Origin of the sequence: Asticcacaulis sp. (genome assembly GCF_027484505.1) — a bacterium.
Lineage (GTDB): Bacteria > Pseudomonadota > Alphaproteobacteria > Caulobacterales > Caulobacteraceae > Asticcacaulis.
This window is the reverse complement of the sequence record NZ_JAIXSV010000077.1, coordinates 1-13,391: the sequence shown is the minus strand read 5'-3', so window position 1 is coordinate 13,391 and position 13,391 is coordinate 1. Positions and strand designations below refer to the sequence as shown.

Sequence of the window (13,391 nt, the reverse complement as noted above, 5' to 3'; positions counted from 1 at the left end):
AGGGTGCACCAGCGGAAAAAACGCGCCGTACTCATCCGCCCGCCGCACGCGTTCGGTCAGGCTGAGGCGGTCATTGAGATAATAGCCCTGCGCATAGGCCCCGATCAGCAGGGTCAGTTGGATATTCGGTAAGGTCTGCCGCACCCGCGCGTGCCACAGGGGGGCACATTCCGGGCGCGGGGGATTGTCGCCACTCTTTCCCCGGCCGGGGTAACACAACCCCATCGGCAGGATGGCAAAGCGGCGCTGATCATAGAAAGCGTCCGGTGTCACCTGCATCCAGTCGCGCAGGCGCTGACCCGACGCATCGTCCCACGGAATACCTGAGGCATGGACCTTGGTGCCCGGTGCCTGACCGATGACCAGCACACGCGCGGCACGGTCTGCCGCGCGCAGCACCGGCCGCGGCCCCAAAGGCAAATGGCCCTCGCACACCCGGCAGGCAGCAATGTCGTCGAGCAGGCTCAAAATAACGTGTCCTGCACCGGGGCGGTGTCATCATCGACAATATCAAACAGGTCATCGGGCGGCGGGGCCGGATCGAAGACGGTATTGTCCAGCCAGCCCTGCCATTGCCGCCGTCCGATCATCACCGGTTCTCGGTCGTGTAGTGCGGCCATCTGGGCACGCGCCGGGCGGGTTAGTATGGTGAAGCTGTCGCCTTCCCACAGACCGGCCAGCACCAGCGGTTCGCCATCGCGGCGCGCGATGCGGTGGCGGCGACCCTGATGCCATTCGTAGAAACCGGCCACTGGCACGAGCGCGTGACGCCGCGCAAAGGCGTCGCGGAAGGTCGGTTTTTCAGCTGCGGTTTCGATGCGCACATTGAAGGTCGAGGCTTTCGGCGTCTCCTTCGCCCATCCGGGGATCAGCCCCCAACGCGCGTTCATCAGCCGTGGCCCGGCGGTGACGATGGGGTAGGCGTCGGTGGGTTTCACCACATCGTTGAGCCCCTCAGCCACCCCCGCATCGGTCATGCCGAGGCTGCTGAGAAAGTCGCGCCACGCTTTCAGGGCCAGGAATTGTCCGCACATGGGATCAGTATAGGGGGCCGCACGCCCGAAACAAGACTCGCGCCGCCCATCGTTTTTCGTTAGGGAGGGCGGCATGTCTGCACCCTTTACCCGCATCTATGACGGCGCTGAGCCGATCCGCCTCAACAAATGGCTGGCGCAATCGGGCGTCTGTTCGCGCCGCGAAGCCGATGCCTTTATCGCCGACGGGCTGGTCAGCGTCGAGGGTGAGGTCGTGCGCGATGCTGGCCGCAAGGTCGAGGCGGGGCAGAGCGTCAGCTTCAATCCGCAAGCGCAGGCCTCGCTCGATGCCAAGCTGACGGTGGTTTATCACAAGCCGGTGGGCATTGTGTCGGGGCAGCCCGAAGCGGGAGAGACCCCGGCGGTGCGCATGATCCGCCGCCCGAACCACTGGGGGCAACTTACCCAGTGGCCCAATCAGGACTCGAAGCTGGCGCCGGTCGGGCGGCTGGATAAGGATTCGCGCGGGCTTCTGATCCTCTCGGAGGACGGCGTGCTGGCCAAGGCGATCATCGGGCCGGACAGCGAACTGGAGAAGGACTATACCGTCCGGGTGCGCGGGCCCATTTTTGAGGCCAAGCTGAAATGGCTGCGGCACGGGCTGGAGCTGGACGGCCGCAAGTTGAAACCCGCTGTGGTCGAGCAGGTGGGGGAGCAGACCCTGCGCTTTATCCTTAAGGAAGGCCGTAACCGCCAGATCCGCCGCATGTGCGACATGTGCGAACTTAGGGTTCTCGACCTCTACCGCTCGCGCATCGGGCCGGTGGAGATCGGCGACCTGCCCGAAGGCCAGTGGCGATTACTGACGCCGGAGGAGCGGGCGGCCTTGCTGCAGGGGTGATGGGTGCAGGGGCCAAGCCCCTGCCCGCCGGAGGCTCTCTCTTTTGCGTTTACTTCGCTGCCCGGAAACAGGTCGCCACATGGTCATCGACCAGACCGACGGCCTGCATATAGGCGTAGAGGATGGTGGAGCCGACAAAGCTCATGCCGCGTTTTTTGAGGTCTTTAGACAAGGCGTCGGACACAGGCGTCGAGGCGGGCACGTCGCGCAGGGTTTGCGGGCGGTTGCGCTGGGGCTGACCGCCGACAAAGCCCCACAGATAGGCGTCGAAAGACCCGAACTCTTTTTGAATGGCCATAAAGGCGAGAGCGTTTTTGCGCACCGACCCAATTTTGAGTCGGTTGCGGATAATGCCGTCGTCGTGCATCCGCGTTGCTAACTCTTCGTCAGTCAGGGCGGCGCAGGCGGCGACGTCGAAATTTTTGAAGGCGGCACGGTAGGCGTCGCGCCGTTTGAGGATGGTTTCCCAGTTCAGCCCGGCCTGCGCGCCCTCAAGGATCAGCATTTCAAACAGCAGGCGGTCGTCGTGGACCGGCACGCCCCATTCGTGGTCGTGATAATGCACATAGTGCGGCTTGCTTTCATTGACCCAGCCGCAGCGTGTCTGTCCGTCGCTCATTTTTTTGCTCCTTTGGGTGCAGGTTTAGCCCATGTGGCGCGTATTAATGTCAGCATAAACGCACCCCCGACCGCAAATCCGCAAACCTTTTGCAGGCGATGTGGATTTTGAGTCACGGCCTTCATTTCCGATCCTTACGCAGCCCTGACAAATACCAAGGCCCAACATATGCCGGGCTTATGCGCGGCGATGCGTCGCCGGTCGCTGTTCGCGCAAATGCGGCCCGGCGCGAGGCAAATTGTCTCCACAGGACAAGGCCTTAAGGAACACGCCCGACACGCTGCGGCCATGGCGCGGCACAAATGCGGCGGCGCGCGGCCGAATACGGCCAAAGCGTGTTTTACCCGAAGGTGACACGCGCAGGGTGGGCTTCCCGATGGTTTACTTACCCCCCGGCCCGTAGCCTGAAACTCAGCCGGGGCGCTGTTGAGCCACACAGCTTGAACGCCCAGCACGCAGGCTTCGTCCCTTCGAAGTCACCGGCTGGTCTTTCGGTTCGCATCGGATGCGCGGACGGAAAGCGCCACGGACACATATTCAACTGGAACCGAAAGGAACCCCACCATGACCCGCTTTAACCTGACGACCAAGATCGCCGCTTTTGCCATCGCCGGTGCCGCCCTCTCCCTCACCCCGGCCCTGGCGCAGACCGCGCCTTCGACGACCCAACCTTCGACCGACGCCACGGCGACCGCCGAAGCGCCGGCCGCCTCCACCACCCTGACCGGCAAGATCGCCGCCGCTGGCCAGAAGGCCGGCACCTTCACGCTGCAAGTCGGTGAAGCCCCTTCGGCCAAGGAAATCGCCGTTGACGCTTCGGCCGCGACCTCTGACGGTCAGCCCTTCGCCATCGGCGATGAAGTGACCGTGACGGGTACGCTGAGCGCCGATCAGACGGCCCTGAAGGCCTCAACCCTGGCCAAGTCGGGCGCTTCGGCGACCACGGCTCCGGCGGACTCATCGGCTTCGGATATGTCGTCTTCGCCGTCCACGGAACCGGCTCCGGCCACCGAACCGGCCAGTAAGCCGGTTCAGTAATCTCTGGCCTTTAACCGGTGCGGTGCATCGGTCAGCCCCGCCGCCCTTGTGGGCACTGAGGGCAGATAAGGAAACCCTGTCCGGTCACGCACCGGGCGGGGTTTTACTGTTCAGAAGTGCCGGTTGACCGACAGCCACAGGGTGCGCGGCCTTAGCGGCGTATTCTGTGGCGCGGTGTCGAGCGCGAAGGGGTTACCATAGGCAAAACTGTTGCTCTTGTTGCCCGTCGCATTGGTGACGCGCAGGGCGATCGTATAGGGACCCAGATCGGCACTGCTGCTGAGGTCGAGATTGGTATAGCCCTTCATGCGGATCACCCGCGTAATACCATAGTTGAGCGGGGAGCCGTCGCGATACGAAAGCACCGCGGCATTTTCGAGCGGCAGTCCCCACAGTCGGCGACGCCACTGGGTGGTGAGGCTGACCATGTTGTGCGAAATATAGGGCATCCCTTCTTCCAGCACCTTGGGATAGAGGCGATTGGTCTTATGCAGGTTGGGATCGCTGAACTGCGCGCGCACCTGCACCGTCAGGGTGTCGCGCGGCCGCCAGCCGCCTTCGATTTCGATCCCGGTGTTGCTCCCGTCCCCGATATTAAGCGTCACGGGCAGGCCTGTGGCGCGTAACTGATCCGACTGAATATCGCGCCAGTCGATGTGGAACAGGGCCGCATCGACCCGCAGCCGGCCATCCGGGGCGCGGTATTTCATGCCCGCTTCGATACTGTGCAGGCGGTCGCCCCGATAGGTCGCGGGGATGATGGTCTTCTGCGCCGTGGTGGTATTGAAGCCGCCGGTGCGGAACCCGTCTGACGACAGAGCGTACAGCATTAATGTGGTCGAGGGCTGATAGCTCAGCATCAGTTCGTGTGTCACCGGGGTCGCCTTGATCACGCCCGTGATGCGGCCGGTCGGCGCGTAGTCCACAAGGCGGACGCGGGCGATATCGCTCAGGGTACGGTGCCGCGATTTCTGTGCCCTGAGGCCCGCTGAAACAGACCATTTGGGCGCAAAATCCCAGGTGACCTTGGCAAAGGCGGCCACGTCGTCGATGCGGTCGGAGCGGTCCTCATCATAGAGGGTGCGCCGCGTAAAGACGTCGATGAGCAGGGGGGTAAAGCTTTCTTCGCTTCGCGCCGCAAATACCCCGGCCAGCCAGCGCACCGGACGGTCGGGCGGCGACACATAGCTGGCTTCTACACTCGACAGGCGAATGGTCTGGTCTTCCTCGAAGAAGAGGACGCCCGAATTGGGGATGGTGACGTAGCGCCCGATCGGTTGCGCGTCATAGCCGGAGTGAATCTTGTGACGCAGGCGGTTGAGCGCCAGCCGCCACGTCCCCGCAGGGGTTTCGCGCGTCACGCCGACCGCCAGGTTCTGAAAGATATTGTCGTGCGGTTCGGCCAGAGACAGGGCGCGGCGGTACGGGCCCATGCGGCCCACGACGTACTGGCTGTTGGAGGAGCGCAGATCCTGCACGATAAAGGTCGAATCGAGCGTCAGGGTAGGGGTCGCCTGCCATTTGAACGACAGACGCCCGCCTGACCGTTCGGTATCGTTGCTGGCGTTCTTCGTCAGGGCCTCATCCTTGATAAACCCAGCCGATTTTTCGTCCCAGACGACGGCACGCAGGGCAGCCTCGCCCGGCAGGGGCAGGTTGATCATGCCGGTGGTCCGCCACGACGGCTTGCCCTCAGAAGCGGTGCCGAGCGCCACCCCGGCTTCGGCTTCGAAATGATCGAGTTGCGGTTTGTTGGTGACCAGCCGCACGACGCCGGACAGTGCGCCCTGGCCATAGAGGTTGCCCTGCGGTCCCTTGAGGACTTCGAGGCGCGCCATATCCACCAGCAGCAGGTCAGGATCCGGCGCGTTATAGGTGATGGGCGTATCGTCAAGATAAAGGCCGACCATCGATTGGGTGCGCCCGGTCAGCACGCTATCGGACACGCCGCGCAGGAAGATCTTGTCACGGCCGGGACCCAGATTGGTCACCGTCATGCCGGCGACGTGCGGGGCCAGGCTCGACAGGTCGGTATCATTGCCGGACAGGAGCGGTGGGGCCACCACGCTGATCCCGGCGGGGGTGTCGAACAGACGGCTGGGGTGGCGCACCACGATCAGCGGAATATCGTCATTGGATGGCGGCGGCGTGGGGCGAGCTATGGGGCGAGGTTGGGCGGAGCGCGTCTCACGCACCAGCCGGAAGGTGACGGCATCGACGCGCTCAACCCGGCATTGGCTGCCCAGGACCAGCTTTCGCAACGCGGTGTGCGCGGAAAAACGCCCCTTGAGGGCGCGCGCGGTCGCGTCGCACTGCGCCGGATCGACCCCGCCGACGGAGATACCGCTGCGGGCCGCCAGCGTGATCAGGGCTTGCGACAGGGGGGCGGCGGGAAGGTTGAAATCGTAGGCACGGTCGGCGGCGCGGGCCGCAGGCACCCCCAGCAGGGACGCGCAGAGACTAACGGTCAGAAGCCCGGCGGCGAAGATAGATGGCGTCTGGCGTCGTGCGGGCATCGACCGGTAGGAACTCAGCTATACGCCCGGCAACCGCGGTCTGCGAATCGAGGGTCAGGATGGCATTCAGCCTCAACTGTGCGGCGTCACCTTCGACGATGATCGGCTTATCGAAATACCGGTTCAGGTCGGCGGCCACGGCGGACAGCGGCTGATTGCGATAGATAGCACGGGATGATTGCCACGCAAAGGCCTCCGCCGGATCAGCCTTGGTCAGTTGCCGCGTGCCCGACGCTTCGCGGTAGGTGCCCAGATCGCCGGGCAAGAGGCGCGAGGCGGCGCTGTGGTCGGCCATTTCGACCTCACCTTCGCGCACGGCGACGCGCACCTCGCCATTGAGGCGGGCGACGTTGAACTCGGTGCCGATGTCAGTGAGGGTCAACTGACCGGTGAGCAGGCGAAACGGCTGATCGGCCTTGTGCGCTACGGTGACGGAGACTTCGCCCTTGTCCAGCGTGACGGTGCGCGCCGAGCGCGTCATTTTGACCGACAGGTGGGTGTCGGTATTGAGCCTCAGTTGCGTACCGTCGGCCAGGGTCACGGTCTGACGCTCACCCTTATGCGTGGTGTAGGTCTGAACGGACGACAGCGCGCCCGAAGCCAGCAGGAACACGCCTGCGGCGACTGCGGCCAGACCCCCGGCCCCCATGGCCATCAGGCCGAAGCGGCGCGTCAGATGGCGCGGTTTGAGGGGGTGAACCACCGGCGTGCGGGTTGGGGCGGGTTCAGTCGCATCCAGATCGCCCCACACAGTCAGGGCTTCGGCATAGGTGCGGGCATGGCGCGGCGAGGCATCGAGCCAGTCGGTCAGGGCGATGATCTCGCTTTCACTGATCACGCCCGATTGCGCCCGGATCACCCAGTCGGTCGCTTCCGCTTCGATTTTCGCGTCGATGTCCGACATGGTTTTTGGCCTCTCTGACCAGATGACACCCTGATACGCTGTTACCCGTAAAATTTCCTTCGCGGTGCGGAAAATTAATTCAGCCGCCGACTTCGGTTGAGCGCCAGAAGGTGTTTCAGGGCGCTGCTGAGGTGCTTTTCGACCGAACTGATCGAAATATCGAGCCGCCGCGCCACTTCGGTCTGGCTTAGACCCTCCAGCTTGTGCAGCCGGAAGATGTCGCGCGTCTTAGGCGGCAGGGCGTCGATGTCGTTCAGCACAGCGCGCAAAGCCTGCCGCCCGCCGACCACGGCCTCGGCGTCCGGCGCGGCGTCGGCTTCACCGGTTATTTGCGGGTTGAGCGCCTGCCACGCCTCCTCGCGCGCGTCGCGCCGCGTCAGGGTGCGGCGGCGGTTGAGCCACAGATTGTTGGCCATGCGGAAGAGAAAGGCCAGAGGCTCCTCGATCTCGCCCTCTATGCCGCCGCGCATCAGGCGCAGATAGAGGTCCTGAAGCACGTCCTCGGCGCTCGCCTCGTCGCCGCACAGCCGCGTCAGATAGCGCAAAAGCACGTCGCGTTTGGCGAAATAGGTTTCCGACAGGCGCGCGGTGGGGGTCATCGGCTCTCTGAGGCGTGATCGGGATACGAATATAAGGGCGATTTTCCTTCCCGGACAAGCCTTTATGCCCGATCACGGGAGGGCAAAGTAAAAAAATCATAAAAATTTTGCGAGACGGCATGAGGGTAAGCATTTCCGTCGGTGTCATCGCTACAGGAGGCTCCTCCGGAAGGTGACCATTCGTCCTGCGGGGGACAGTGGATACCGGGGTCTCCATCTTAAACCTGAACCGGGCGTCGTGAGTCTGCGACGTCCGGATTTTCTTCCGGTTTTCCTCTGAGCGGGACCAGTGACATGCGTTTGCTGAACATCATGCTGACGAAGGCAAAGGGGGGAGACGGCCTGATGGCGCGTCATTACCACGATGCCCTGACGGCGGAAGGGTACGATGTACTGAGCATCGGCCATCCGGACGGCATGTTGTCTGACGTGCCGGGTTTTCGTCCACTCAATAACCGTTTCATTTCGGACCCGATCTGTGCCTTGCGTCTGGCGGGCTATGCCCACAGCTTCCGCCCCGATCTGGTTATTGCGCACGGCAACCGCGCCGGTCGCGCCTGTATGCTGCCGTTCATCGGCACGCGCCAGCGCACGGTGCAGGTGCTGCACACCCCCTCCTACAAGCCGCATCTGAAAGACGTCTCCGCCGCCCTGTGCGTCAGTGGCCGCGTGCGCGAAGGCGCCGAGTCGCGTTTTCCCGATCTGCGCCTGTTCGATGTAGCCAATTTCTCGCACCTGCGCGCCCTGCCGGTGAAATCAAAGCCCAATGCCGTGCCGGTGATCGGGGCCATGGGGCGTCTGCATTCGATCAAGGGCTTTGACCTGCTGCTTGAAGCCTGTGTCGAACTGCGCGCTGCCGGTCAGCGCTTTGAGCTGCGCATCGCCGGTGACGGCCCGGAGCGCGCCGCGCTGGAGGCCCTGACCCGTCAGTTGCGCCTTGAGGACCATGTGCGTTTTTGTGGCTGGGCCGAAGACCCGCTGACCTTCCTGCATGGCGTCGATCTGTTCGTCGTGCCGTCGCGTGAGGAGTCGTTTGGTCTGGTCGTCATCGAAGCGCTGGCCGCCGGAGTGCCGGTGGTGGCGTCGGACACCGAAGGCCCGCGCGAAGTGCTGTGTGGGGGTCAGTTCGGGGCCCTGTTCCCCAAAGAAAACACCGCCGCTCTGGCACAGGCGCTGGGCGGTGTGCTGGATAACGGTTCGCAGTGGCTGCGTCGTGCCCGCGAAGCGCAGGCCTATGCCATTGAGTCCTTTGGTTTTGAAGCGGGCCGCCGCCGCCTGCGTCGCACGGTCGAGGCTTTGGCGTGATCGAACTGTGGCAGGCGGGGTTTGTGCCGCGCCCGATAGACGATGTGGCGCAAAACCCACCGCGCGCGGAGGAGGTCATCTGGCTGCCGCCGCAAGGGTCGTTTCGCTTCGTCGCCGACCCGTTCGGCCTTAAGCGTGACGAAGGCCTGACCGTCTTTGCCGAGACCTGGGATTATCGCGTCAAACGCGGTGAAATTCATTATTTTCAATATGATAATGAGCACAGGCTGATCGGTTCGGGCCCGGCCCTGATCACGCCCTTTCACCTGTCCTATCCCTTCCTTATCGAGGAAGCGGGAGACCTCTATATGCTGCCCGAAGCGCATAAGAGCGGCGTTTTGACCCTCTATCGCTGCGAGCGCTTCCCTGACCGCTGGGTGCCGGTCAAGGCCCTGCTGGAGGCGCCTGCTATTGACGCCACCGTGGTCAAGCACGACGGGCGGTGGTGGATGTTCTACGCCTTGCCGGGGGCCGAGCGGCGGGCCATGCGCGAACTGCACGTTGCCTATGCCGACGACCTGCTGGGGCCGTGGCAGCCGCACGCCGCCAATCCGGTACGGGCGGGTCTCGACACTTCGCGCCCCGGCGGCACGCCCTTTGTCCACGATGGGAGGCTGCACCTGCCCATGCAGGATTGCGTGGCGACCTATGGGGCGGCGATCAACCTGCTGCGCATCGAAACCCTGACGCCGGAACGCTTCTGCGCCGGACCGGTGGCGCGCCTGACGGGGGAGGGCCTGCTGGAGGGCTATGGGGATGGTTTTCACACCCTGTCCGGGCACGGCGGTGTGACCTTTATCGACGTCAAGCGCCTGCATCGCTCAGCCGCAGAACCGCTGATCAAGCTGCAATTCAAGCTCAGGAAGGCTCTGGGGAAGCGCTAACGGCCTGCGCCAGGTCGCGCCACACGGCCTCATCCCAGAAGCGCCGCGCCTGTCCCGACGGAGACGGCAGCACCCACAGCGTCGTCTCTCCCGCCGTTTCCACCTGCCGCCCCAGCGCGATCTGCCCCGTCGGCCGCCCCAGAAAGACGCTGGCCGCCGTTTTCGAGGTAAAGGCCAGATGCCGCGGCGCATATGCTGCGATCTTGGCCCTTAAGGCTTCGGCGTCCCACGCCTCGGCCGGCAGGTCCACATCATTGCCATAGTGCGCCTTGCACAGGTCGGTCAGTCCGATCCCATAGTCGAGCAGGCGCGGATAGTCCGTCGGCGCCAGCCGTTCGGGCGTCAGACCCACCTTATGCAGGCTGCGCCAGAAAAAATTCCCCGGATGGGCATAATAGGCCTTCTTCTGGGCCGACACCCGCCCCAGCGCCGTGCCGCAAAACACCAGCTTCAGACCGGGCCGCAACAGGTCCGGCACCTTGTGCGTGTCGGGCAAAACACCGGCACGGTCCAGAGGGGTCATGGATTCCTACTCAAGATAGGGGCCTCCGGCGGGCAGGGGCTCAGCCCCTGCACCCGGAACGGACTCTTCTTATACCTCCCTGCCTCCGGCGGGGTGGTGGGGTGCTTCTTATACGTCTTAAAGGCGCTTCGCGCTTTCAGAAAGTACCCGGCACAAAGGCCGTGCCGCCCGTCTGGCCGCGATGGCGCAGATAGGCGTCGAGCAGGGTGCAACTCATCATGGCTTCGGCCACCGGCACGGCGCGGATACCGACGCAGGGGTCGTGGCGGCCCTTGGTGCGGATATCGACGTCCTTGCCGTCAATGTCGATCGACTGACGCTCGGTCAGGATGGACGAGGTCGGCTTGAGCGCCAGACGCGCCACAATCGTCTGACCCGTCGAAATGCCGCCCAATATGCCGCCCGCATGGTTGGACAGAAATTCGATACCGTCCGGGCCCATGCGCATTTCATCGGCATTCTGTTCGCCGGACAGGGTGGCGGCATTGAAGCCTTCGCCGATTTCGACGCCCTTAACGGCGTTAATCGACATCAGATTGGCCGCAAGGTCCGAATCCAGCTTGCCATAGATGGGCGCGCCCCAACCGGCGGGCACGCCTTCGGCCTGCACCTCGACCACCGCGCCGATGGAGGAACCCGCCTTGCGGATGCCGTCGAGATAGTCTTCAAATTGCGCCAGCGTGCTGGCGTCCGGCGAAAACAGCGGGTTCTGATCGACCTGCGCCCAGTCCCAGTGCGCGCGATCGATGTGGTGGACCCCCAACTGCACAAGGGCGGCGCGCACCGCGATCTGCGGCCCGATCAGAGTTTTCAGCACCTTCAGCGCCACGGCTCCGGCGGCCACACGCGCCGCGGTTTCACGCGCGCTGGAACGGCCCCCCCCGCGATAGTCGCGGATACCGTACTTGGCAAAATAGGTGTAGTCGGCGTGGCCCGGCCGGAACTGACGCGCGATTTCGCCGTAATCCTTCGAGCGCTGATCGGTGTTTTCGATCAGTACCGAGATCGGCGTGCCGGTCGTCTTGCCCTCAAACACGCCCGACAGGATTTTGGCTTCATCGGCTTCGCGGCGCTGGGTGACAAAGCGCGAGCCGCCCGGCTTGCGGCGGTCGAGCGCGCCTTGCAGATCGGCCTCGGACAGCTCGATCCCCGGCGGGCAGCCGTCGATCACGCAGCCAAGCGCCGGTCCGTGGCTTTCGCCCCAGGTGGTAACGCGGAAAAGATGACCGAAGCTGTTGTGCGACATCGATTTAGCCTTTTTTTATGCCGTGGCCTTACGGCACTTCTGCGGGGCGCGCAACTCAATCGTGCGGAACGCTCAGGCCCACTTGCGATGAAATTCGGCCAGCAGGTCCAAAGCCGGGCGCTGTGGCGTTTCAAACGCCTCAAAACGCAGGTGCAGGTCGCCCGCCGGATAACGCGACGTGGCGGGCAGGCCCAGCCCCTTGAGCGTCAGGCGGTTGTCAATGGCGTCGCTCAGATCGACCGTTTGCGGGCCGTGCGGTGTCTCGACGCGGACCTGTCCGCCCAGTCGCAGACGACGCGCATCGACGGGGACGCTGAGGCACAGATCATGGCCTTCAACGTGCAGTTCATCGCGGCGTTCGATCTCGATGCGGAAGACGTATTCCGTGCCGCCGGGGCGTGTGGCTTTCAGCCGCAGCCGCTCGCCATCCCGCAGACCGGCGGGCAGCGTCATGCGCAGCGATTTGCGGTGCATCAGGCTGCGGCCCGGCCCGGCATCGTGGATCAGCTCCAGCGGCAAGGGCACATCGGTGACGATGGGACCGCCTTTGGCTGCCACCTCAGGACTAAGGCGCAGGGGTTCGGCTGTGTCCGACAGTTCTTCTATGATTTCCGACATGTCCGGGCCATTCCTGATCTGACGCATCAGGAGGTCGCGCGCCAAAATCAACCGTCGCAGTGGGGCCTCTGAGCCGTTCAGGTCCGGGTGGGCGCGTTTGGCCAGCCGGCGAAAGGCCGCCTGCACGTCGTGGCCGCTGACCGGTTCGCTAAGACCAAGGACGCTGAGGGCTGAGGTTCGGTTCATTCTGAAGGGACAGGCGAAGGAGGTGTTGACGCACTGTGCCCGCCTATGGTCAACAGCGGGTTAACAAACCCCTATACCTCCCGGACGTGCCGAGGGTGGGGTGTCTTGCGGAGTGTCATCTCCTTCTTATGTTGAAGCGTATGCAGGATGCCCTACCACCGCGGCTTTGCGGCGCGGTCCGTCCGCATCAAACGTGTAGGTCTGGAGAAATGCTATGTCCCGTTCTGATCTGATCCCGCCCAGCCCCGACTATGCCGATGCCCACGCGGCCAATGAGGCCGATATCGACGGGGCCGAGCCGTTTGACCTGTTTGGTCAATGGTTGAAGGATGCGCGGGCCAGGGAACCGAACGACCCCAATGCCATGACCGTGGCCACCGTGGATGCCGACGGGATGCCGGATGCGCGCATGGTGCTGCTTAAGGATTTCGACCAGCAAGGCTTTGTTTTCTATACCAATACCCAAAGCGCCAAGGGTCGTCAGATACTGGGGGCGCACAAGGCAGCCCTGCTGTTCCACTGGAAATCGCTGCGCCGTCAGGTGCGTATCCGCGGCACGGTCGAAATCGTCAGTGAGGCTGAGGCGGATGAATACTTCGCCTCGCGCGCCCGCAATTCGCAGATCGGGGCCTGGGCGTCGGAGCAGTCGCGGCCGCTGGAAAGCCGCTTTGCGCTGGAAAAGCGCGTCGCCGAATATGGTCTGAAATTCGGTATCGGGACCGTGCCGCGCCCACCGCACTGGACGGGGTTCCGCATCGTGCCGACGGAGATGGAATTCTGGCGCGACAAGCCGTTCCGCCTGCACGATCGCCTGAAGTTCGAGCGCGCCGGCGACGGGTGGGTAAAGTCGAAGCTTTATCCGTAAAAAAACACGAAACGTGGAGGCCGTTCTGGCTCTTTCGTAGAACCACAGATTGCACAGATTACACAGATTTTGGTTTTCAGATTACCCTATTGGGGGGGGAATCTAAGGGCGCGCAGCGCCAATCTGTGAAATCTGTGTCATCTGTGGTTCTCAATAATGTCACAGCGTCAGTCTGAGCCCGCCGCGTGGGCGCGACTTAGGGACCTGCGCATT

14 protein-coding genes are annotated in these 13,391 nt (G+C 63.7%); 5 read left to right on the top strand and 9 right to left on the bottom strand.

Going from position 1 to position 13,391, the window contains the following annotated elements:
- Positions 1-468 (bottom strand): uracil-DNA glycosylase family protein (locus Q0072_RS04540; RefSeq protein WP_298326348.1); only part of this gene is annotated, 468 nt, incomplete at its 3' end.
- Positions 465-1,109 carry an SOS response-associated peptidase gene (locus Q0072_RS04535; protein WP_298326346.1) on the bottom strand — a complete coding sequence of 215 codons (645 nt, stop codon included), beginning with the start codon at positions 1,107-1,109 and terminating at the stop codon, positions 465-467. The genes Q0072_RS04535 and Q0072_RS04540, both read right to left, overlap by 4 nt.
- Between Q0072_RS04535 and Q0072_RS04530 the strand changes: the two genes are divergently transcribed.
- The gene (locus tag Q0072_RS04530; protein WP_298326343.1) at positions 1,108-1,875 is read left to right on the top strand and encodes a pseudouridine synthase; all 768 of its coding nucleotides are present in this window, start codon (positions 1,108-1,110) and stop codon (positions 1,873-1,875) included. The two genes, Q0072_RS04535 and Q0072_RS04530, sit on opposite strands and share 2 nt — an antisense overlap.
- 49 nt (positions 1,876-1,924) lie before the next feature.
- On the opposite strand, the gene Q0072_RS04525 is transcribed toward Q0072_RS04530, so the two are convergent.
- Positions 1,925-2,494 carry a DNA-3-methyladenine glycosylase I gene (locus tag Q0072_RS04525; protein ID WP_298326340.1) on the bottom strand — a complete coding sequence of 190 codons (570 nt, stop codon included), beginning with the start codon at positions 2,492-2,494 and terminating at the stop codon, positions 1,925-1,927.
- Between the two features lie 564 nt (positions 2,495-3,058).
- Between Q0072_RS04525 and Q0072_RS04520 the strand changes: the two genes are divergently transcribed.
- Positions 3,059-3,532, top strand: coding sequence for a hypothetical protein (locus Q0072_RS04520; protein ID WP_298326338.1), 474 nt, complete (start codon positions 3,059-3,061; stop codon positions 3,530-3,532).
- A 110-nt stretch (positions 3,533-3,642) separates the two neighbouring features.
- On the opposite strand, the gene Q0072_RS04515 is transcribed toward Q0072_RS04520, so the two are convergent.
- From Q0072_RS04515 to Q0072_RS04505, 3 genes are all read right to left on the bottom strand, one after another.
- A complete protein-coding gene (locus tag Q0072_RS04515) occupies positions 3,643-6,048 on the bottom strand; it encodes a TonB-dependent receptor (protein WP_298326335.1) in 2,406 nt (801 codons plus the stop codon).
- Positions 5,993-6,952 (bottom strand): FecR domain-containing protein, encoded by a 960-nt coding sequence (locus Q0072_RS04510; protein WP_298326333.1) that lies wholly within the window; start codon positions 6,950-6,952, stop codon positions 5,993-5,995. The genes Q0072_RS04515 and Q0072_RS04510 overlap by 56 nt, the downstream gene beginning before the upstream one ends.
- Before the next feature lie 74 nt (positions 6,953-7,026).
- Positions 7,027-7,551, bottom strand: a complete 525-nt coding sequence (locus tag Q0072_RS04505; protein WP_298326331.1) for an RNA polymerase sigma factor — start codon at positions 7,549-7,551, stop codon at positions 7,027-7,029.
- Between the two features lie 294 nt (positions 7,552-7,845).
- Between Q0072_RS04505 and Q0072_RS04500 the strand changes: the two genes are divergently transcribed.
- Positions 7,846-8,856 (top strand): glycosyltransferase, encoded by a 1,011-nt coding sequence (locus tag Q0072_RS04500; RefSeq protein ID WP_298326328.1) that lies wholly within the window; start codon positions 7,846-7,848, stop codon positions 8,854-8,856.
- Positions 8,853-9,740: a hypothetical protein gene (locus Q0072_RS04495; RefSeq protein WP_298326325.1), complete on the top strand. Its 888-nt coding sequence runs from the start codon at positions 8,853-8,855 to the stop codon at positions 9,738-9,740. The genes Q0072_RS04500 and Q0072_RS04495 overlap by 4 nt, the downstream gene beginning before the upstream one ends.
- Here the strand turns inward: Q0072_RS04495 and Q0072_RS04490 are convergent.
- From Q0072_RS04490 to Q0072_RS04480, 3 genes are all read right to left on the bottom strand, one after another.
- Positions 9,715-10,263 (bottom strand): mismatch-specific DNA-glycosylase, encoded by a 549-nt coding sequence (locus tag Q0072_RS04490; protein ID WP_298326322.1) that lies wholly within the window; start codon positions 10,261-10,263, stop codon positions 9,715-9,717. The genes Q0072_RS04495 and Q0072_RS04490 overlap by 26 nt on opposite strands.
- Positions 10,264-10,399: 136 nt before the next feature.
- Complete coding sequence (gene aroC, locus Q0072_RS04485) at positions 10,400-11,509, bottom strand: chorismate synthase (RefSeq protein WP_298326319.1); 1,110 nt, start codon at positions 11,507-11,509, stop codon at positions 10,400-10,402.
- Positions 11,510-11,581: 72 nt separating this feature from the next.
- Positions 11,582-12,313: a DnaJ C-terminal domain-containing protein gene (locus tag Q0072_RS04480; RefSeq protein WP_298326317.1), complete on the bottom strand. Its 732-nt coding sequence runs from the start codon at positions 12,311-12,313 to the stop codon at positions 11,582-11,584.
- Between the two features lie 214 nt (positions 12,314-12,527).
- Here Q0072_RS04480 and pdxH point away from each other — a divergent pair, with 214 nt between their 5' ends.
- Positions 12,528-13,178, top strand: a complete 651-nt coding sequence (gene pdxH / locus Q0072_RS04475; RefSeq protein ID WP_298326314.1) for a pyridoxamine 5'-phosphate oxidase — start codon at positions 12,528-12,530, stop codon at positions 13,176-13,178.
- The last annotated feature ends 213 nt before the right edge of the window (positions 13,179-13,391 follow it).

What these genes read in the sequence shown, in the direction of transcription:
- Q0072_RS04530 (WP_298326343.1), top strand. Translation starts at nt 1,108, where the DNA reads ATGTCTGCACCCTTTACCCGCATCTATGACGGCGCTGAGCCGATCCGC.
- Q0072_RS04535 (WP_298326346.1), bottom strand. Translation starts at nt 1,109, where the DNA reads ATGCCGCCCTCCCTAACGAAAAACGATGGGCGGCGCGAGTCTTGTTTC.
- Q0072_RS04525 (WP_298326340.1), bottom strand. Translation starts at nt 2,494, where the DNA reads ATGAGCGACGGACAGACACGCTGCGGCTGGGTCAATGAAAGCAAGCCG.
- Q0072_RS04520 (WP_298326338.1), top strand. Translation starts at nt 3,059, where the DNA reads ATGACCCGCTTTAACCTGACGACCAAGATCGCCGCTTTTGCCATCGCC.
- Q0072_RS04515 (WP_298326335.1), bottom strand. Translation starts at nt 6,048, where the DNA reads ATGCCCGCACGACGCCAGACGCCATCTATCTTCGCCGCCGGGCTTCTG.
- Q0072_RS04510 (WP_298326333.1), bottom strand. Translation starts at nt 6,952, where the DNA reads ATGTCGGACATCGACGCGAAAATCGAAGCGGAAGCGACCGACTGGGTG.
- Q0072_RS04505 (WP_298326331.1), bottom strand. Translation starts at nt 7,551, where the DNA reads ATGACCCCCACCGCGCGCCTGTCGGAAACCTATTTCGCCAAACGCGAC.
- Q0072_RS04500 (WP_298326328.1), top strand. Translation starts at nt 7,846, where the DNA reads ATGCGTTTGCTGAACATCATGCTGACGAAGGCAAAGGGGGGAGACGGC.
- Q0072_RS04490 (WP_298326322.1), bottom strand. Translation starts at nt 10,263, where the DNA reads ATGACCCCTCTGGACCGTGCCGGTGTTTTGCCCGACACGCACAAGGTG.
- aroC (WP_298326319.1), bottom strand. Translation starts at nt 11,509, where the DNA reads ATGTCGCACAACAGCTTCGGTCATCTTTTCCGCGTTACCACCTGGGGC.
- Q0072_RS04480 (WP_298326317.1), bottom strand. Translation starts at nt 12,313, where the DNA reads ATGAACCGAACCTCAGCCCTCAGCGTCCTTGGTCTTAGCGAACCGGTC.
- pdxH (WP_298326314.1), top strand. Translation starts at nt 12,528, where the DNA reads ATGTCCCGTTCTGATCTGATCCCGCCCAGCCCCGACTATGCCGATGCC.